Annotated in this window: 17 protein-coding genes; 7 read left to right on the forward strand and 10 right to left on the reverse strand. The window is 67.5% G+C overall.

The window, feature by feature from the left end; translation table 11 throughout:
* The first annotated feature begins 28 nt into the window (after nt 1-28).
* From H3H55_RS25190 to H3H55_RS25200, 3 genes are all read left to right on the forward strand, one after another.
* A complete protein-coding gene (locus tag H3H55_RS25190) occupies nt 29-1,801 on the forward strand; it encodes an ABC transporter permease (RefSeq protein WP_048245396.1) in 1,773 nt (590 codons plus the stop codon).
* Entirely contained in the window at nt 1,794-2,861 is a 1,068-nt protein-coding gene (locus H3H55_RS25195; protein WP_048245397.1) for an ABC transporter ATP-binding protein, read from the forward strand. Before H3H55_RS25190 ends, H3H55_RS25195 begins: the two co-directional genes overlap by 8 nt.
* Nucleotides 2,862-3,018: 157 nt before the next feature.
* Entirely contained in the window at nt 3,019-4,110 is a 1,092-nt protein-coding gene (locus tag H3H55_RS25200) for a porin (protein WP_193100673.1), read from the forward strand.
* A gap of 148 nt (nt 4,111-4,258) precedes the next feature.
* On the opposite strand, the gene H3H55_RS25205 is transcribed toward H3H55_RS25200, so the two are convergent.
* Nucleotides 4,259-5,221, reverse strand: coding sequence for a quinone oxidoreductase family protein (locus H3H55_RS25205; RefSeq protein ID WP_193100674.1), 963 nt, complete (start codon nt 5,219-5,221; stop codon nt 4,259-4,261).
* A gap of 46 nt (nt 5,222-5,267) precedes the next feature.
* A complete protein-coding gene (locus H3H55_RS25210) occupies nt 5,268-5,519 on the reverse strand; it encodes a hypothetical protein (protein ID WP_193100675.1) in 252 nt (83 codons plus the stop codon).
* 95 nt (nt 5,520-5,614) lie between these two features.
* On the opposite strand from H3H55_RS25210, the gene H3H55_RS25215 reads away from it, so the two are divergent.
* Nucleotides 5,615-6,406: an AraC family transcriptional regulator gene (locus H3H55_RS25215; protein ID WP_193100676.1), complete on the forward strand. Its 792-nt coding sequence runs from the start codon at nt 5,615-5,617 to the stop codon at nt 6,404-6,406.
* 75 nt (nt 6,407-6,481) lie between these two features.
* Here the strand turns inward: H3H55_RS25215 and hpaI are convergent, their stop codons facing one another.
* From hpaI to H3H55_RS25250, 7 genes are read right to left on the reverse strand one after another with little or no spacing between them, the layout of a single operon-like run.
* Nucleotides 6,482-7,288: a 4-hydroxy-2-oxoheptanedioate aldolase gene (hpaI, locus tag H3H55_RS25220; RefSeq protein WP_193100677.1), complete on the reverse strand. Its 807-nt coding sequence runs from the start codon at nt 7,286-7,288 to the stop codon at nt 6,482-6,484.
* A gap of 7 nt (nt 7,289-7,295) precedes the next feature.
* Nucleotides 7,296-8,099 (reverse strand): 2-oxo-hept-4-ene-1,7-dioate hydratase, encoded by an 804-nt coding sequence (gene hpaH / locus H3H55_RS25225; protein WP_129517248.1) that lies wholly within the window; start codon nt 8,097-8,099, stop codon nt 7,296-7,298.
* Nucleotides 8,100-8,119: 20 nt separating this feature from the next.
* On the reverse strand, nt 8,120-8,512 hold the full coding sequence (locus H3H55_RS25230; RefSeq protein ID WP_059599287.1) for a 5-carboxymethyl-2-hydroxymuconate Delta-isomerase: 393 nt from the start codon (nt 8,510-8,512) through the stop codon (nt 8,120-8,122).
* Nucleotides 8,513-8,567: 55 nt separating this feature from the next.
* Nucleotides 8,568-9,416: a 3,4-dihydroxyphenylacetate 2,3-dioxygenase gene (gene hpaD / locus H3H55_RS25235; RefSeq protein ID WP_193100678.1), complete on the reverse strand. Its 849-nt coding sequence runs from the start codon at nt 9,414-9,416 to the stop codon at nt 8,568-8,570.
* A 49-nt stretch (nt 9,417-9,465) separates the two neighbouring features.
* A complete protein-coding gene (gene hpaE / locus H3H55_RS25240) occupies nt 9,466-10,929 on the reverse strand; it encodes a 5-carboxymethyl-2-hydroxymuconate semialdehyde dehydrogenase (protein WP_129517246.1) in 1,464 nt (487 codons plus the stop codon).
* 22 nt (nt 10,930-10,951) lie between these two features.
* Complete coding sequence (locus H3H55_RS25245; protein WP_193100679.1) at nt 10,952-11,716, reverse strand: fumarylacetoacetate hydrolase family protein; 765 nt, start codon at nt 11,714-11,716, stop codon at nt 10,952-10,954.
* The gene (locus tag H3H55_RS25250; RefSeq protein ID WP_193100680.1) at nt 11,713-12,402 is read right to left on the reverse strand and encodes a fumarylacetoacetate hydrolase family protein; all 690 of its coding nucleotides are present in this window, start codon (nt 12,400-12,402) and stop codon (nt 11,713-11,715) included. Before H3H55_RS25250 ends, H3H55_RS25245 begins: the two co-directional genes overlap by 4 nt.
* Before the next feature lie 152 nt (nt 12,403-12,554).
* Between H3H55_RS25250 and hpaR the strand changes: the two genes are divergently transcribed.
* The gene (hpaR, locus tag H3H55_RS25255) at nt 12,555-12,995 is read left to right on the forward strand and encodes a homoprotocatechuate degradation operon regulator HpaR (RefSeq protein WP_034179682.1); all 441 of its coding nucleotides are present in this window, start codon (nt 12,555-12,557) and stop codon (nt 12,993-12,995) included.
* A 55-nt stretch (nt 12,996-13,050) separates the two neighbouring features.
* Here hpaR and H3H55_RS25260 read toward each other — a convergent pair whose 3' ends face one another.
* Complete coding sequence (locus tag H3H55_RS25260) at nt 13,051-14,262, reverse strand: SDR family oxidoreductase (RefSeq protein WP_193100681.1); 1,212 nt, start codon at nt 14,260-14,262, stop codon at nt 13,051-13,053.
* A gap of 649 nt (nt 14,263-14,911) precedes the next feature.
* Here H3H55_RS25260 and H3H55_RS25265 point away from each other — a divergent pair.
* Both H3H55_RS25265 and H3H55_RS25270 read left to right on the forward strand, forming a co-directional pair.
* Nucleotides 14,912-15,256 carry a DUF3564 family protein gene (locus H3H55_RS25265; protein WP_193100682.1) on the forward strand — a complete coding sequence of 115 codons (345 nt, stop codon included), beginning with the start codon at nt 14,912-14,914 and terminating at the stop codon, nt 15,254-15,256.
* 418 nt (nt 15,257-15,674) lie between these two features.
* Nucleotides 15,675-17,573: a peptidoglycan D,D-transpeptidase FtsI family protein gene (locus H3H55_RS25270; RefSeq protein ID WP_193100683.1), complete on the forward strand. Its 1,899-nt coding sequence runs from the start codon at nt 15,675-15,677 to the stop codon at nt 17,571-17,573.
* Nucleotides 17,574-17,617: the final 44 nt, after the last annotated feature.

Consider the following 17,617-nt stretch of genomic DNA (forward strand, 5'->3'; position numbering starts at 1 on the left):
CCATCCGGATGGCCGCAGGGGCGAACTCATGCTTTCAACCAGCACACGCGGAACGGCGCCGGCCGTTCCGCCCTCTACCGGCCAGAGCAGCGCGATTCCCGCGCTGCCGGTCAACAGCCTGCAGCCGCTCGCCGGCATGCTGCGCTGGATCGTCGTCGCGGTGCTGACCATCGCGGTCGCGCTGCCGCTCGGCTTCATCCTGTTCCAGAGCCTGTTGTCCGCGCCGTTCTTCGATGCGAACAAGACGCTCGGCATCGAAGGCTTCCGCTTCATTTTCAGCGATCCCGACTTCTGGTCGGCCGTGAAGAACTCGTTCATCATCGCCGGCGGGATGCTGTTCATCTCGATCCCGCTCGGCGGCATCCTCGCGTTCCTGATGGTGCGCACCGACCTGCCCGGCCGCCGCTGGCTCGAACCGCTGCTGCTCACGCCCGTGTTCGTGTCGCCGATGGTGCTCGCGTTCGGCTACGTGGTCGCGGCCGGCCCGGTCGGCTTCTACTCGGTGTGGTTCAAGGAACTGTTCGGCGTCGCGAACGTGCCATGGAACGTGTACTCGATCTTCGCGATCACGGTGATCGTCGGCCTCACGCACGTGCCGCACGTGTACCTGTACTCGTCGGCCGCATTGCGCAACCTCGGCTCGGACGTCGAGGAAGCCGCCCGCGTGACGGGCGCCCGCCCGTTCCGCGTCGCGCTCGACGTGAGCCTGCCGATGACGATGCCCGCGCTGCTGTTCGCCGGCGTGCTCGTGTTCTTCCTCGGCTTCGAAGTGTTCGGGCTGCCGCTCGTGCTCGGCGATCCGGAAGGCCACCTCGTGCTCGCGACCTACCTGTACAAGCTCACCAACAAGCTCGGCGTGCCGTCGTATCACCTGATGGCCGCGGTCGCCGTGTGCATCGTCGCGATCACGTTCCCGCTCGTGCTGCTGCAGCGCCGCCTGCTGAAGACCGCGAACCGTTTCGTCACCGTGAAGGGCAAGGCCGGCCGCGCGACGGTGCTGCCGCTCGGCGTGTGGCGTTGGGTCGCGCTCGCGATCGTCGCGCTGTGGCTGATGCTGACCGTGATCGTGCCGATCTCGGGCATCGTGCTGCGCGCATTCGTGACCAACTGGGGCGAAGGCGTGGCGCTCGCCGAGGTGCTGACGCTGTCGAACTTCATCGAGCTGTTCGAGCAGGACAACCTCGTGCGCGCGATCGTCAACACGCTCGGCATCGGCGTGATCGGCGGTGCGCTCGCGGTCGGCTTCTACTCGCTCGTCGCGTTCGCCGGCCACCGCCGCCACGACTGGGCGACGAAGCTGCTCGACTACATCGTGCTGCTGCCGCGCGCGGTGCCCGGCCTGCTCGCCGGCCTCGCGTTCCTGTGGATCTTCCTGTTCGTCCCGGGCCTGCGCGAACTGAAGAACTCGATGTGGAGCATCTGGATCGCTTACACGGTCGTGTGGCTCGCGTACGGGATGCGGCTCATCCAGAGCGCGCTGCTGCAGGTCGGCCCCGAGCTCGAGGAAGCCGGCCGCAGCGTCGGCGCGACGCGCAGCCGCGTGTCGCTCGACGTGACGCTGCCGCTCGTGCGTTTCGGCCTGCTCGCCGCGTGGCTCCTGATCTTCATGATCTTCGAGCGCGAATACTCGACGGCCGTCTACCTGCTGTCGCCCGGCACCGAAGTGATCGGCGCGCTGCTCGTGTCGCTGTGGGCGACCGGCGCCGTCGACCAGGTCGCCGCGCTCTCTGTCATCAACATCGCGATGGTCGGCGTCGGACTCGGCGTGGCCCTGCGTTTCGGAGTGAAACTTCATGGATAAGCTCATCGTCGACGACCTGCATCTCAGCTATGGCGTCAATCCGATCCTCAAGGGCGTGTCGTTCGAACTGAAGGCCGGCGAAGTCGTCTGCCTGCTCGGCGCGTCGGGCAGCGGCAAGACCACGCTGCTGCGCGCGGTGGCCGGCCTCGAACAGCCGTCCGAAGGCCGTATCCAGCTCGATGACCGCGTGTTCTTCGACGGCGCGCGGCGCGTCGACCTGCCCGTCGAGCAGCGTTCGCTCGGCCTCGTGTTCCAGTCGTACGCGCTGTGGCCGCACCGCACCGTCGCCGACAACGTCGGCTACGGGCTGAAGCTGCGCCGCGTCGCACCGGCCGAACAGAAGCGCCGCGTGCAGAGCGCGCTCGACCAGCTCGGCCTTGGCCATCTCGCGGAACGCTTTCCGCACCAGTTGTCGGGCGGCCAGCAGCAACGCGTCGCGATCGCACGCGCGCTCGTCTACAACCCGCCGGTGATCCTGCTCGACGAGCCGCTGTCGAACCTCGACGCGAAGCTGCGCGAGGAAGCGCGCGCGTGGCTGCGCGAGCTGATCGTGTCGCTCGGGCTGTCGGCGCTGTGCGTGACGCACGACCAGACCGAGGCGATGGCGATGTCCGATCGCATCCTGCTGCTGCGCAACGGCCGCATCGAGCAGGAGGGCACGCCGGCCGAGCTGTACGGCGCGCCGCGCTCGCTGTACACGGCCGAATTCATGGGCAGCAACAACCGGATCGACGCGCGTGTCGCCGCGATCGACGGCGAATGCGTGACGCTCGCCGGCGACGGCTGGGAAATCCGTGCGATGGCGCGCGACACGTTCGCGCCGGGTCAGGACGCGCAGGCCGTGATCCGTCTCGAACGCGTGCAGGTGACCGACGGCCCGGGCGCGAACCGGCTGCAGGCCGACCTCGTCACGTCGATGTATCTCGGCGACCGCTGGGAATACCTGTTCCATTGCGGCGACATGCGCCTGCGTGCGTTCGGCAACGTGCCGCGTGCGGCCGGCAAGCACTGGATCGAATTCCCGACCAACGACTGCTGGGCGTTCGCGAAAGCGGGCTGACCCGAGCGCGGCGGCCTGCGCGCCGCCGCGCATGCACCGCGCGCATCCCGCCAGGCGATGACTTGCATGACCGGCGGACGTCTCCGGGCGTCCGTCGCGGGCTGCCGCGCGTCGCATCCGTTTCACCCAACCCACAAGAACCAAGGAGACACCGTCAATGAAGTCACGCGCAGAACGTTCGATTCGTACAGTAGTCCTCACGGGCTCGGCCGCCGCGGCCTGCATCGCCGCGCCCGCCGCGCACGCGCAGTCGTCGGTCACGATGTACGGGATCATGGACGCCGGCATCGAATTCGCGAACCACGCGGCGCCGGAGGGCGGCAATTCAGTCAAGCTCAAGTCGGGCAACAAGAACACGTCGCGCTGGGGCCTGCGCGGCGTCGAGGATCTCGGCGGCGGGCTGAAGGCCGTGTTCCGCCTCGAAAGCGGGATCGATCTCGCGAACGGCGCGTCCGACGACGGCCCCGACTCGATCTTCGCGCGCCGCGCGACGGTCGGCCTGAAAGGCAAATGGGGCGAGCTGTCGCTCGGCCGCAACTTCACCGTCACCTACGACTACATGCTGCCGTTCGACCCGATGGGTTACGCGCAGAACTACTCGTGGGCGACGTCGTCGATGGCGACGGGCGGCCGCAAGGACGGCATGTTCACGCGCTCGTCGAACGCGGTGCGCTACGACGGCGAATTCAGCGGCTTCAAGTTCGGCGCGCTGTACGGCTTCGGCAACGTGCCGGGCAGCGTGAAGACCAGCTCGAAGTACGACATCGCGCTCGGCTACGAGACCGGCCCGTTCGCGGCCGTGGTCACGTTCGACCGGCAGAACGGCGCGGCCGACAGCGTCACGCCGGCCGACACGGTCAACTATATCCAGGGCATCCACGCGGGCCTGAGCTACGACTTCGGCAACCTGAAGACGATGGCCGGTTATCGCAATTACAAGCGCACGTTCCGCACCACGGCGGCAAACCAGCTGAGCGACATGGCCTGGGTCGGCGGGTCGTACCAGTTCACGCCGACGTTCTCGCTGATCGCGGCCGTCTATCACCAGAACGTCAAGGGCGGCACGGATGCCGATCCGACGCTCGTGTCGCTGCGTGCGCAGTACGCGCTGTCGAAGCGCACGGTGCTGTACGCGGCCGGCGCGTTCGCGATCGCGAAGCACGACCAGAAGGTCGGCGTGTCGCGCGACTTCAACGGGTACGGCACGACGCAGGTCGGCGTGACGGCGGGGATTCAGCAGCGGTTCTGAGCCTGACGCGGCGGGCGGCGACGGGCGTCTTTCGCGCGCGGCCGCCCTGCTTTCGGCCCACGCGCGGCGGCTTCACGACGGATGACAGCGTGTCGCCGCGCGGCTTGACCGTCGTGCCGTATTCGGCCCGCCGCGGCTCGGTCGCCGTTCACTCGTCCTGCATCGTGAACACCGTGCGCACGAGGCTGTTTGCATCGCCCCAGTGTTCGCCGACCGCCGACAGCGGCACGGTGCGCGTATCGATTGCCAGCCGCGCCGGCCCGGCCGCGTCGAACACGCCGCGCACCGAGTCCAGCAAACGCGGCAACGATACGCTGCCGATGCCGCTACCCATCAATTCGATCGCGGTGGCGCGCAATACGGCGCCCGGCAGCAGCACGTCCGCGCCGCCGATCGAGCCGATCTGCACGAATCGCAGCCGGCGCCCATCGGGCGTCGCCTTCGCCGCGGCAACCAGCAGCGTCTGCGCGCTGGCACCCCACAAGTAGTCGAGCACGACATCCACACCCGCACGGAAATGCGGTTCGAGCGCACGCGCCAGATGCGCATCGTCCTGCTGCAGCGACACGACGGCGTCTGCACCCGCGCTCAGCAAGGCGTCCAGCGCAGCTGCGTTGCGGCCCGTCGCGACCACCTTTGCAGCACCGAGATGCTTCGCGATCCGCACCGCCAGCCGGCCCGACGTCCCCGTCGCGCCGTTGACGAGCACCGTCTCGCCCGCGACGAGCCGCGCGCGTTCGGTCAGCGCGGCCCACGACGACATCCCGGGAATCGCGATCGCCGCGGCCGTGACATCGTCGAGCGCGTCCGGCAGCGGCACGCACCGCGCGTCGGGCGCGATCGTGCGCTCGGACATCGCGCCGAACGGCGCGGGCGCACCGAAGAAATAGACGCGCTGCCCGTCGTCGAGGCGGCCGACGCCGTCAACGCCGACTACGAACGGATAGCCTCCGTCCGACGAGTAATGCGTGCCGGACGCACGCGCCTGCGCGATCCGGCTCAGCGCGGACGCCGTCACGTCGATCAGGCGGTGGCCCTGCATCGCGCGCGGCGGTTCGAATTCCATATGGACGGGACGCTCGCCGGCGCCCGTCACGACTGCAGCTTTCATCTTGGCTCCTTGAATCGGGGATCTTGATCGACGGTTCGGACGGACGTCAGCGTGCGGCGAGCCACGCGCGCAGCGCGGGATCGCGTACTTCCAGCACGTCGAACAGGCCGAGCGCGCGCAGTGCCGGCAACGCGTCGATCGTGTCGGCCTCCGCGCGCGCCCGGTCGGCGGGCGCGGCGTTCGGATCGGTCAGCACCCGCGCGTTGACCAGAAACGCGCCGATGGTGCCCTTGCGGATCGTCGTTCCGCCGGCCTCGATCCGGTCGGCATGGTCGGGAAGCATTTGTTCGGCTCGCATCGTGTCGTACTCCGGTTGTCATCGATGGACGCAGTGTAGGCGTGCGAAGCCGGCCGATCTCCGGTATAACAGCCATTCGATACCGCTATCCGGCCATGTCCGATCCACTCCTGCCCGCCCGATTCGTCGTGTCCGACGACGGCCCGTTCGTCGTCGCCGCCGTCCTGTCGCAACGCGACCCGCGTATCACCGCACCGCACGCGCATGCGCGCGGTCAGCTCGTCGGCGCGCTCAGCGGACTGCTGACGATCGGTCTCGACGACCAGGACTGGGTCGTGCCAGCGATCCACGCGATCTGGATTCCGCCGCATTGCCGACATTCGCTGCGCTCGTTCGGGCCGATTTCCGGCTGGTCGGCGTTCGTCGCCGAAGCGCGCTGCGCGGCACTCCCGGACACGCCGCGCGCGATTCGCACGTCGCCGCTGCTGCGCGAAGCCGTGCAGCGTGCCGCAAGCTGGGGCGATGCGGAACTGGATGCGGCGCAGACGCGGATCGCCGACGTGATCCTCGACGAGATCGCGTCGTCGGAGGTCGAAGCGCTGGGACTGGTGCGGCCGCAGGACCCGCGGCTGATGAAGATCACCGATGCGCTTGCCGCGGATCTCGCGGACAACCGGCGGCTGGAGGAATGGGCGGAATGGGCCGGCATCAGCGCACGGACGATGAGCCGTCGCTTCGTCGCCGAGACGGGGCTGACGTTCGCGCAGTGGCGTCAGCAGGCGAGGCTGCTGCGTGCGCTGGAGAAAATCGCCGATGACGTGCCGGTGACGACGATCGCGCTCGATCTCGGGTACGACAACGTGAGCGCGTTCATCGATATGTTCCGGCGGGCGTTGGGGACGACGCCGGGAAGATATATGGAAATCGGGCAGCGCGGAACGCGATAGTCGCTGCTATGCGCAGGCACGAAGCCGCACTGCGGAAGGCGGCCGTTCCGCAGACGGCCGGCCGCTGCCGCTTCGTCAATACGTGCCGTCGCCCTTCTTCCCTGCCGCGCCGCCGTTCCCCTTGAACTGCGCCGCCAACCGCTCCGCGCTTCGCGCAAGCAACGTCGTATCGACCCCGACCGCGACGAACAACGCGCCCGCTTCCAGATAGCGCCGCGCCGCCGCTTCGTCCGCACTCAGAATGCCCGGCGCCTTGCCGGCCGCCTTGATCGTGCGAATCGCACCGTCGATCGCGGCCTGCACGTCCGGGTGCCCCGGATTGCCGAGATGGCCGAGATCGGCGGCCAGGTCGGCCGGCCCGATGAACACGCCATCGACGCCTTCGACCCGAGCAATCGCGTCGATCGCGTCGAGCCCCGCGCGCGTCTCGACCTGCACGAGCACGGCCATCTCGTCGTTTGCACGGTGCAGGTAGTCGCCGACGCGGTTCCATCGCGACGCGCGCGCCAGCGCGCTGCCGACGCCGCGAATCCCGTGCGGCGGGTAACGCGTCGCGGCAACGGCCGCGCGCGCTTCGTCGGCGCTCTGCACCATCGGCACGAGCAGCGTCTGCGCGCCGAGATCGAGCACCTGCTTGACGATCACCGGATCGTTCCACGGTACGCGCACAACCGGATGCGACGGATACGGCGCGATCGCCTGCAACTGCGCGAGGATCGTCGGCACCGTGTTCGGCGCATGCTCGCCGTCGATCAGCAGCCAGTCGAAACCGGCGCCCGCGACCACTTCCGCGCTGTACGGATTCGCGAGCCCGAGCCACAGCCCGACCTGCGCGTCGCCGCGCGCGAGCGCGGCCTTGAAGACATTCGTAGGAATCTGCATCGCTCGCTCACTCGAAGTAGCACTGGATCGTCCCGAGCGGGCCGTAGTCGACGCTGAACGTGTCACCCGGCCGCGCCGCGCACGGCCGCGTGAACGAGCCGCCGAGCACGATCTGCCCGGGTTCCAGCGCGACGTCGAAGCGCGACAGCCGGTTCGCGAGCCACGCGACGCCATTCGCCGGATGGTTCAGCACGCCGGCCGCGACGCCCGTTTCCTCGACCACGCCGTTGCGCGACATGATCGCCGCGACCCAGCGCAGGTCGACGTCGTGCGGCTTCACCGGCCGCCCGCCGATCACGACTCCCGCGTTCGCCGCGTTGTCGGCGATCGTGTCGAACACCTTGCGCGGGCGTTTCGTATCGGGGTCGATCGACTGGCTGCGCGCGTCGATGATCTCGAGCGCGGGCACCACGTAGTCGACCGCGTCGTACACGTCGAAGATCGTGCAGTCCGGGCCCGAGAGCCGCTTGCCGAGCACGAACGCGAGTTCGACCTCGACGCGCGGCACGATGAAGCGGCCGGTCGGGATCGTGCCGCCGTCCGCGAAGAACATGTCGTCGAGCAGCGCGCCATAGTCGGGTTCGTCGATCTGCGACGTGTTCTGCATCGCCTTCGATGTGAGGCCGATCTTGTGTCCCTTCAGCGTGCGGCCTTCCGCGAGCTTGAGGGTCACCCACGCGCGCTGGATCGCATACGCGTCGTCGATCGTGATGTCGGGATGGTCGAGCGAGATCTGGCGGATCTGCGTGCGCTCGCGCTCTGCGTCGTGCAGACGCTGCGCAAGCTGGTCGATGAGGGCGGGTTCGAGCATGGTCGGATCGGGAATGGGGTTCAGCCGGCCCGCTTGTAGCGGGCGTGGATGTTGTTGTGCTTGTACGAGCCGCTTTCGCTGAACTCGGTCAGTTCCATCGACAGCGCGAGGTAGCGTTTCGCGTACAGCTCGGCGAAATGCGCCTTGATCGCGTCGAACAGCGCGTCGCATGCGGCCTTCTTCGTTTCGTCGCTGCGGCCCGAGCCGATCTTCAGCGTCACGTGGACGAACGCGTCGTCCTCCGTGCCGTCGGCGACGCAGTAGTCCTGCAGCTCGATCGCGCGCGAGCGGATCCCACCGGTCGGGAACACGCCGCCCTGCGCGATCAGCGTTGCATTGATCGTGCGCAGCAGCGCGGGGATGCGCGCGTCGTCGCGGATGTTCGCGGTGTATTCGACGACGATATGTGGCATGGCAATTCTCCGGTCGGATGTCGAATGTCGAATGTCGGATGCGGTGCGGCGCCGTTCACGGCAGCGGGAAGATCGCGTTGATCTGCCCCGTGCCCGAACTCGCGAAATAGTCGGTGACGATCTCGACGGGTTTGTCGTAACGATCCCAGCCGAGCAGGCCGAGCAGCATCGCCGTGTCGTGCATGCCGCCTTCGCCGTGGCAATGCGTGTTGTACTCGGGCAGCATCGCGCAGAAGGTCTTGAAATCGCCCTGCTTCCACAGCTCGACCACGCGCAGGTCGACCTGCCGGAAGAATTCGCGGCTGATCTGGTGGATCGATTCCTCGGGGCTGCCGTTGTCGTTGAAGCGGTGCGACAGCGAACCGCTCGCGAGGAACGCGACGTTCGAATCGCTCTTCTCGATCGCTTCGAGCAGCGCCTCGCCGAAGCGCCGGCTTTCGTCGAGCGTGTGCCACATGCACCAGCCGGCGATCGACACGACCTTGAAGTGCTGGTCGCCGTTCATGTAGCGCATCGGCACGAGCGTGCCGTATTCGAGTTCGAGGCTGTCGATCTCGTGCGCACGCGTCGCGACGCCACGTGCGCTGGCCGTCTCGGCAATCAGCCGGCCGAGCGTCGGGTTGCCCGGATATTCGTACTGCATGTCGCGGATGAAATGCGGCAGTTCGTTGCTCGTGTACGTGCCCGCGAAGTGCGCATTGCAGTTCACGTGATAACCCGCGTTGACGAGCCAGTGCACGTCCGACACGACGATCGTGTCGACGCCGAGCGCACGGCAGCGCTCGCCGATCAGCTGATGGCCGCGGATCGCCGCTTCCCGGCAGCCGTGATGCCTGCCGGGCAATTCCGACAGGTACATCGACGGCACGTGCGTGATTTTCGCGGCGAGGGACAGTTTGCCCATCGTTAAGTCTCCGTATCGTTCGTTTTAGCGCCGAAACGACCCGCGCCCGTCACACGCCCCAGCGCGGAATGTGGTGCGAACCCATCGAAATGCACACGTTCTTGATCTCCGCGAACACCTCGAAACTGTACTCGCCACCCTCGCGCCCGGTGCCCGACTCCTTCACGCCGCCGAACGGCTGGCGCAGGTCGCGCACGTTCTGGCTGTTCACGAACACCATCCCGGCCTCGATGCCGCGCGCGAGGCGATGCACCTTGCCGACGTCCTGCGTCCAGATGTACGACGCGAGGCCGTACGACGTGTCGTTCGCGAGTCGCAGCCCTTCTTCCTCGTCCTCGAACGGGATCAGGCACGCAACCGGCCCGAAGATCTCTTCCTGTGCGACGCGCATCCGGTTGTCGACGTCGGCCAGCACGGTCGGACGCACGAAGTTGCCGTTGCGCAGATGGTCGGGCAAGCCCGCCGGCTTGTCCGCGCCGCCCGCGACCACGCGCGCGCCTTCCTGCTCGCCGATGCGGATATAGCCGGTCACCTTTTCCCAGTGCTGGCGCGTGATCATCGCACCCAGATTCGTGGCCGGATCGGACGGATCGCCGACCACCAGGTTGTTCGCGCGGCGCGCGAATTCCTGCACGAAGCGGTCGTAGATCGTGCGCTGTACGAAGATCCGCGAGCCCGCGGTGCAGCGTTCGCCGTTGATCGAGAAGATCGTGAACAGCGACGCGTCGAGCGCGCGGTCGAAATCGGCATCGTCGAAGATCAGCACCGGCGACTTGCCGCCGAGTTCCATCGAATACTTCTTGAGGCCCGCGCGCTCCATGATCCGCTTGCCGGTGACGGTACCGCCGGTAAACGACACCGCGCGCACGTCCGGATGCCGCACGAGCGCGTCGCCGGCCGTCGCGCCGTAACCCTGCACGACGTTCAGCACGCCGGGCGGGATGCCGGCTTCGAGCGCGAGCCGGCCGAGCTGGTCGGCCGTCAGCGGCGACAGCTCCGACATCTTCAGCACGGCCGTGTTGCCGAGCGCGAGGCACGGCGCCGTCTTCCACGTCGCGGTCATGAACGGCACGTTCCACGGCGACACCAGCGCACACACGCCGACCGGCTGGTAGAGCGTGTAGTTCAGCATCTGGTCGTCGACCGGATAGGTGCGGCCGTTCATCTGCACGCACACTTCGGCGAAGAAGTTGAAATTCTCGGACGCGCGCGGAATCAGCTGCTTGCTCGTCTGCGCGATCGGCAGGCCGGTGTCCTGCGTCTCCAGCGCCGCGAGCATCGGCACGTTCTTCTCGATCAGTTCGCCGAGCTTGCGCATCAGCTTCGCGCGCTCCTTCGCGGGCGTGTTCGCCCATTTCGGGAAGGCTTCCTTCGCCGCGCGCACGGCCGCGTCGACTTCGGCTTCGCCGGCCGACGCGACGTCGGTGATGACATCGCCGGTCGCGGGATTCAGCGTCGTGAAGGTCTCGCGGCTCTCGACTTCGCGGCCGTCGATCCAGTGCTTGATGGTCATGGGTTCTCCTTGGGCGACGGGCTCAGCCGGCGCGATAGTAGTCTGCTTCGCCGACGATCGTGTTGACGAGCCGGCCGATCCCTTCGATTTCGGTCACAACCTCGTCGCCCGGCTGCGTGTCCGCCAGCCCCTCGGGCGTGCCGGTCAGGATCAGGTCGCCCGGCGAGAGCGTCATGAAGCCGCTGATGTGCTCGATCAGCGCCGGCACGTCGAAGATCATGTCGCGCGTGCTGCCGCGCTGCGTCTCCTGCCCGTTCACCGTCGTGCGCAACGTCAGGTCGCCCGGGTCGCCGATCTCGTCGCGGCTGACGAACCACGGCCCGAGCGGCGTGCAGGTGTCGCGGTTCTTCACGCGCAGGTTCGGGCGGTAGTAGTTCTCGAGATAGTCGCGGATCGCGTAGTCGTTCGCGACCGTATAGCCGGCCACGTAGTCGATCGCCTGCGCGCGGCGCACGTTGCGCGCGGGCCGGCCGATCACGACGGCCAGTTCGCACTCGTAGTGCATGTGGGTGGCATCCGCCGGGCGCACGGTATGCGACCGGTGGCCGATGAACGTGTTCGGCCCCTTCAGGAAGATCAGCGGCTCGCTCGGCGCCTTGAACGCGAGTTCCTTCGCATGGTCGGCGTAGTTGAGGCCGAGGGCGAACGTCGTGCGCGGCGCGACGGGCGGCAGCCACGCAACCGCCTCCTCGGCCACGACGCGCCCGGTATCGAGGCGGATCGTGCCGTCTCCGGCCGGTTCGGCCGCATGCAGTGCGCCGTTGTAGATGATGCGCGCCGTCTTCATCGGGTTTCCTCCGCAATCAGCGTGTGCCGCAACGTGCCGATGCCGGCGGCGGCGATCTCGACCGTGCTGCCCGCGCGGGCGCGCGGGGCGCCGCCCGCGACGCCGAGCAGCAGCACGTCGCCCGCGTCGAACGACATGAAGGCCGTCACGTCGGCGATCAGGTCGCGCACGGGGCGGATCAGCGTGGTGGTCGAAGCGGAGACGGCAAGCTCGCCGTCGATCCGCACGGTCAGCGCAAGCGCGTCGACATCGGCGAGCGCGGCGGCCGGCACGATGGCGGGACCCAGCGGGCAGAAGCCGTCACGGCACTTGAAACGCACGGCCGGACGGTAGTAATCGGGATGCGGCACCGACACGTCGCTCGCGAGCGTGAAGCCGTGCACGTAGTCGAGCGCCTGCGCGGCCGGCACGCGGGTGGCGCGCCGGGCGAACACGACGGCCACCGACGCGCCGATCTCCAGCGCGTCGACACCGGCCGGCACGACGACGGCCGCGCCGTCGGCCGCATGCGTGTTGGCCGGCTTGATGTAAAGGATCGGCGCCTGCGGCGGGCGGCCGTAAGGCGGTGCGTTCACGGCAGCGCCGAGCGCGTCGAGCGCCGCGCGCTCGTTGAGCAGCGCACCGTAGACGGTACCGATGGCGACCGGCAACGGCGGCGCCGCGGCGGTCGTGCAAGACAGCTCCATGCGTCATTCCCCTGCCGCGCGTCGCGGCGCATCGTCAATAGTTAATATCTTAAGTAAACAATCGAGCGCTGGCAACCTCGATTACCCTGATACGCGAAATTCACCACCTTCGGCTGTTAAGATTGATGCGTCCCCGTCCACTGTCCACCCCGATGAACCGTACGCTCGACCATCGCAACCTGGCCATGCTGCTGCTGGAAGCCCGCGAAACGCTGATGGGTTTGTTCCGCCCCATTCTCAAGGAATTCGCGCTGACCGAACAGCAATGGCGGATCATCCGCGTGCTCGACGGTGAACCGGCGCATGCGCTCGAAGCGGGACAGATCGCCCGGCGCTGCTGCATCCTGAGCCCGAGCCTCACGGGCGTGCTGGAACGGATGGAGCGCGACGGCCTGATCACGCGCACGCGCGCGCAGGAAGATCAGCGCCGGCTGCTGGTCAGCCTGACGCCGCAAAGCAGGAAACTCGTCACGGAAATCGGTCCGCGCATCGACGAGCAATACCGGCAGCTCGAATCGCGCTTCGGCCAGGACGGCCTCGAAGATATCTACCGCGCGCTCGACCGGCTGATCGAACTCGGCGGCAACGCGTGAGGATGGCGCCCGTTCCCGCCAGTCGCGGGAATGGGCGCCGATGTTGCGCCGGCGGTCAGTGCACCGCGCCGCGCATCAGCTCGGTCACCGCGACGCCGCGCGACGTGCGCATGCATTCCTCGACGTAATCGATGAACGGCAACGGCTCGAAATCGATTTCATCGCGCACGCGGCGGTTGTCGAATACGCGATCGACCGTCGCGAATTCCCCGCAACGCTGCAGCGCCCGGCCGATCACGCGTTCGAGTGCCGGATCGGGCCGCCCGAGCACATCGCGCACCACGAGCGGCAGTTCGGCCGGCGCGCATGCCGCGTAGCGCGGCGCACCCGTCATCCCCGCCGCCTCGTCCATCGCACGCACGATCTGCGTGACCTGCGGCGCATCGTCGCCGGCCGATACGTGATAGACGTCGTGCGCGAGCGTCGGCTTGACGGCCAGCAGCATCGTCGCGCGTGCCACGTCGTCCACCGACACGATGTCGATGCGCGTCATCGGCCGTGCGGTGAAGCGGCGCGCGGCATGCGCAAGCCGGAACATCCAGAACGAATTCGGCGCGGGCCGCGTGCCGAGCACCGTGTGACCGACGACGTGCGACGGCCGCACGACGACGAGCGGCAGCCCGAGCGCGCGCAGGCGCTGCTCCGTTTCCGCCTTCGCGTGCAGGTAGTCGGCCGCGAGCACCGCGCCCGGCAGGCCTTCGTCGTCCTGCGCGACGTCGTTCGCCGCGTCGCCCGCCGCCTCTTCCTGCACGATCCCGCCACGGCCCGCATGCGCGTAGGCCGTGCCGACATACACGAAGCGCTGCAGGCGCGGCGCCCGAGCGAAGCGTTCGGCAAAACGCACCGAATCGGCGATGTCCGACTGCAGGTGCGCGCCGTCAGCCGGCGATGCATGACCGGCACAATGAATCACGTGGGTCGCACCGCCGAGACGCGGCGCGTCGGCACCCTGCCACACGTCGCCGAGCGCACCGACGATCACGTTCGCTTCGGTCAGGCGCGACGCCCAGTACGGCGCGAGTCCCGCGCGCAACGCCGCTTCACGCAGTCGCGCGACGGCGTGGCCGCGGTTCTGCGCACGCACGACGCACACGATACGTTCGAGCAGCCCTGCATTGACGAGCGCCGTCAGCACGGTACTGCCGATGAAGCCGGTTGCGCCGGTCAGCACCAGCCGTCCGACGTTGGCCGCCGCGACCGGTGCGCTGGCCGGCGACACGAGGCTGGTCCGCCAGTTGAGCGACAACGCGGTTTTCCAGATCAGCACGATAGTCTCCTTCGAAGAATCGGCCGGGCGGCGCGGCACCCGCGGTTGCGGGCTGCGCACGGCTCACCGGCCGGGCCGGGGCTAACGCGCGCCCTGGCAGTCCCGATCGGGCATGCGGCCCGCGATCGCGTCGATCGCGTCTCTGGCACGAGGCGGCGGCAGCCGCCGAGGACGGGCGTCCGCGGCACAGGATCGGGAAGCTCCCAGTGTGGGGCCCGACCGTATGCAAGTCTGTCCCGAAAGTTTCGCGAAAGTGTGCCGATTTGTACGCGATTGTCTGAGTGTGTCGTTCCGGACGCGCCGTCAGAACACTGACACATCCGATCGGGCGGCATTCGGGCTGTGCCGTGTCGCATCGGCCGGCGCGGTTTCGGCGGCCGGTCGCACGCGACAGATCGACGCGCCCCCCGGCCATGTCATCGCATGTCTCGAACGTCGGCCATGCGTGCGTCGATACCACGATCGCCGGTGTCGCCTGCGATTGCGCGCGCCGCCGGAATAACCATGAATCGTCAGACGTCGTTTCATCCGAAACCGAAATAGACTCAATACGGATTTATTGCGGATTATCACTTGCGTTTCACACCAGTCTATCTAGACTGTTCAAGTCAAAACGGTCGAATACGTCAATTTCTTGGGAGACGATCCTATGCGCCTCACTATTCGGATTAATGGCAGCGAATCAGCAACCCTGCAATCGTTCGCGGTACTGTGGGTCGATACCGACGAAGGGCTGTGGTCGCGCGAGGCACATCAGGGCATGGATCTTCCGACCTGGGGCAAGGTCCGCGATGTCGAGGGCGCAATGGCGCTCTGCGCGGCCGACGGCGGGAATGCCGTATGCCAGCTGAAGGGGCTGTCGTTCGGTGCGACGCAGCGTGAACAGGGCCCCGCTGTGCTCGCCGGCGATCACGCCGGTGCATGGCGGCTGCAGGCCGTCGATCGTTGCACGACCCAGCCGGAATACCGGGAATTTATTTCCGTTGCGCGATAGCAATATTGACCTGAATCGTCTGCGGTTTTCGGGTTTATTCCAGGTTCGTTGATATTCATTTCGATATTCAGTATTAACAGCGCCTCATTTTGGGGCGCTTTTTATTTTCTGCACCAAATAAATAATCAGCGACCGGGCAATTGATCGCGTGCAAGTGACGGTCGCGATCGACCTGACCCGGATATCCTGCCCCCGGATCGACACGCCGCCGATCGTCCGTCTTTCATCGTCTGCCGCGGCGGTGAAATTCCGCTTCCGCCCGCCTTTCCTGCCCCCTTTTCCGCACGTCGCCGAATGGTCGCCGAACGCTCTTTCACGGGGCCGGAACACACTTTCCCCACACGACGTTTACTCCTTTATTACAATTGCTTTATTCAGACTGACTCGCCGCCGCCCGGCGGCCCGACCCGGCCATTGCATGAGCGTAAAAAAGAAGACCCACCCCGCCGATCCGTACGCGGCCGCGACCAAGAATCCGATGCTCGCGTCGCGCCTGCCGATGTGGCGCTCGAAGCTGATCGTGATCGTGGTGTTCCTCGCGTTCGCCGCACTGATCGGGCGCGCTTTCTGGGTGCAGGTCGCCAACCAGGATTTCTACGTCGGCCAAGGGCAGAAACGTTACCAGCGCACGATCGAGCTCGGCGCGATGCGCGGGGGCATCGTCGACCGCAACGGCGCGATGCTCGCGGTCAGCCTGTCCACTTATGAAATCTGGGCGAACCCGAAACAGGTCGCCGATACCGACTACCCGCAGATCGCGAAGCTGCTCGACATGCCGCTCGTCGAGGTGAAACGGCGCCTCGGCAACGACAAGACGTTCGTGCTGCTCAAGCGGCAGGTCGACGCGGACACCGCGGGCCGGCTCGACAAGCTCGCGATCGACGGTGTCACGCAGATCGCCGATTCGAAGCGCTTCTACCCGGAAGGCGAATCGGCCGCGCACGTGGTCGGCTTCACGAACGTCGAGGATAAAGGCCAGGAAGGCGTCGAACTCGCGGCGAATGCACGCCTGTCGGGCACGTCGGGGCAGCGAGAGGTGATCCGCGACCGGCTCGGCCGCATCGTGTCGGACACGCGCCCGCTCGTGCCCGCGCAGCACGGCGCGACGATCGAACTGACGATCGACCGCCGGATCCAGCAGCTCGCGTTCAGCCAGCTCAAGGCGGCCGTGGTCGAAAACAACGCGTTAGCCGGCAGCGTCGTCGTGCTCGACGCGCAGAACGGCGAGATCCTCGCGCTCGCGAACTACCCGACCTTCGACCCGAACGACCGTGCGCGCCTCACCGGCCAGCAGTTGCGCAACCGCGCGGTGATCGACACGTTCGAACCCGGCTCGACGATCAAGCCGCTCGTCGTCGCGCTGTCGATCGACGAACGCAAGGTCACGCCGAACACGATCATCAACACGTCGCCGGGCACCTACAAGATCGGCCCGGCCGTGATCCACGACACGTCGAACCACGGGTCGCTGACGGTGTCGCAGGCGCTGCAGAAGTCGAGCAACATCGCGCTCGCGAAGCTCGCGCTGAACCTGCCCGCCGAGACGATCTGGAACAAGTACCAGGAATACGGGATCGGCCGCGCGCCGGAACTGACGTTCCCGGGCGTCGCGTCGGGCCGGCTGCGCGGCTACAAGCGCTGGCGGCCGATCGAGCAGGCGACGATGGCTTACGGCTACGGCCTGTCGATGTCGCTGCTGCAGATCGCGCAGACCTACACGGCCTACGCGGGCGACGGCACGCTGCACCCGGTGTCGCTGCTGAAGAACGGCACCGACCAGCAGACGATCGACGCGCATCGCGGCCACCGCGTGACGACGCCGCAAACGGCCGCGTCGATCCGCTCGATGCTCGAGATGGCGGTTGGCGAAGGCGGCACCGGGCGCCGCGCGCGCGTCGACGGCTACCGGATCGGCGGCAAGACCGGTACCGCGCGCAAGCAGGTCGGCGCGACCTATGCGAAGGGCAAGTACCGTGCGCTGTTCGCGGGGATGGCGCCGATGAGCAACCCGCGCCTGATCGTCGCGGTGATGATCGACGAGCCGCGCGGCAAGGGCTACTACGGCGGCACGGTGGCCGGCCCGGTGTTCGCGTCGGTCACGAGCGGCTCGCTGCAGTTGCTCGGCGTGCCGCCCGATGCGCCGGTCGAGCCGGAAAAGCCGCAGCCGGCCAAGGCGGTTGCACCGCAGAAGACGGTCGCGGCGCCAAAGGCGGCGGCTCAACCGAAAACGGCTGCCGCGCAGAAAGCCGCCGTGCCGGTCAAGACAGCCGCGCATGCCGACACGGCCGCCGTGCAGGCGAAGGCGACGGCAAGCTGAAACCGCCTGGCGGGCGATGCCGTGCGCCCCTCGCCCTCACCTCG

Source organism: Burkholderia sp. Z1, from assembly GCF_014893795.1.
GTDB lineage: Bacteria > Pseudomonadota > Gammaproteobacteria > Burkholderiales > Burkholderiaceae > Burkholderia > Burkholderia theae.

What these genes read in the sequence shown, in the direction of transcription:
- H3H55_RS25190 (WP_048245396.1), top strand. Translation starts at nt 29, where the DNA reads ATGCTTTCAACCAGCACACGCGGAACGGCGCCGGCCGTTCCGCCCTCT.
- H3H55_RS25195 (WP_048245397.1), top strand. Translation starts at nt 1,794, where the DNA reads ATGGATAAGCTCATCGTCGACGACCTGCATCTCAGCTATGGCGTCAAT.
- H3H55_RS25200 (WP_193100673.1), top strand. Translation starts at nt 3,019, where the DNA reads ATGAAGTCACGCGCAGAACGTTCGATTCGTACAGTAGTCCTCACGGGC.
- H3H55_RS25205 (WP_193100674.1), bottom strand. Translation starts at nt 5,221, where the DNA reads ATGAAAGCTGCAGTCGTGACGGGCGCCGGCGAGCGTCCCGTCCATATG.
- H3H55_RS25210 (WP_193100675.1), bottom strand. Translation starts at nt 5,519, where the DNA reads ATGCGAGCCGAACAAATGCTTCCCGACCATGCCGACCGGATCGAGGCC.
- H3H55_RS25215 (WP_193100676.1), top strand. Translation starts at nt 5,615, where the DNA reads ATGTCCGATCCACTCCTGCCCGCCCGATTCGTCGTGTCCGACGACGGC.
- hpaI (WP_193100677.1), bottom strand. Translation starts at nt 7,288, where the DNA reads ATGCAGATTCCTACGAATGTCTTCAAGGCCGCGCTCGCGCGCGGCGAC.
- hpaH (WP_129517248.1), bottom strand. Translation starts at nt 8,099, where the DNA reads ATGCTCGAACCCGCCCTCATCGACCAGCTTGCGCAGCGTCTGCACGAC.
- H3H55_RS25230 (WP_059599287.1), bottom strand. Translation starts at nt 8,512, where the DNA reads ATGCCACATATCGTCGTCGAATACACCGCGAACATCCGCGACGACGCG.
- hpaD (WP_193100678.1), bottom strand. Translation starts at nt 9,416, where the DNA reads ATGGGCAAACTGTCCCTCGCCGCGAAAATCACGCACGTGCCGTCGATG.
- hpaE (WP_129517246.1), bottom strand. Translation starts at nt 10,929, where the DNA reads ATGACCATCAAGCACTGGATCGACGGCCGCGAAGTCGAGAGCCGCGAG.
- H3H55_RS25245 (WP_193100679.1), bottom strand. Translation starts at nt 11,716, where the DNA reads ATGAAGACGGCGCGCATCATCTACAACGGCGCACTGCATGCGGCCGAA.
- H3H55_RS25250 (WP_193100680.1), bottom strand. Translation starts at nt 12,402, where the DNA reads ATGGAGCTGTCTTGCACGACCGCCGCGGCGCCGCCGTTGCCGGTCGCC.
- hpaR (WP_034179682.1), top strand. Translation starts at nt 12,555, where the DNA reads ATGAACCGTACGCTCGACCATCGCAACCTGGCCATGCTGCTGCTGGAA.
- H3H55_RS25265 (WP_193100682.1), top strand. Translation starts at nt 14,912, where the DNA reads ATGCGCCTCACTATTCGGATTAATGGCAGCGAATCAGCAACCCTGCAA.
- H3H55_RS25270 (WP_193100683.1), top strand. Translation starts at nt 15,675, where the DNA reads ATGAGCGTAAAAAAGAAGACCCACCCCGCCGATCCGTACGCGGCCGCG.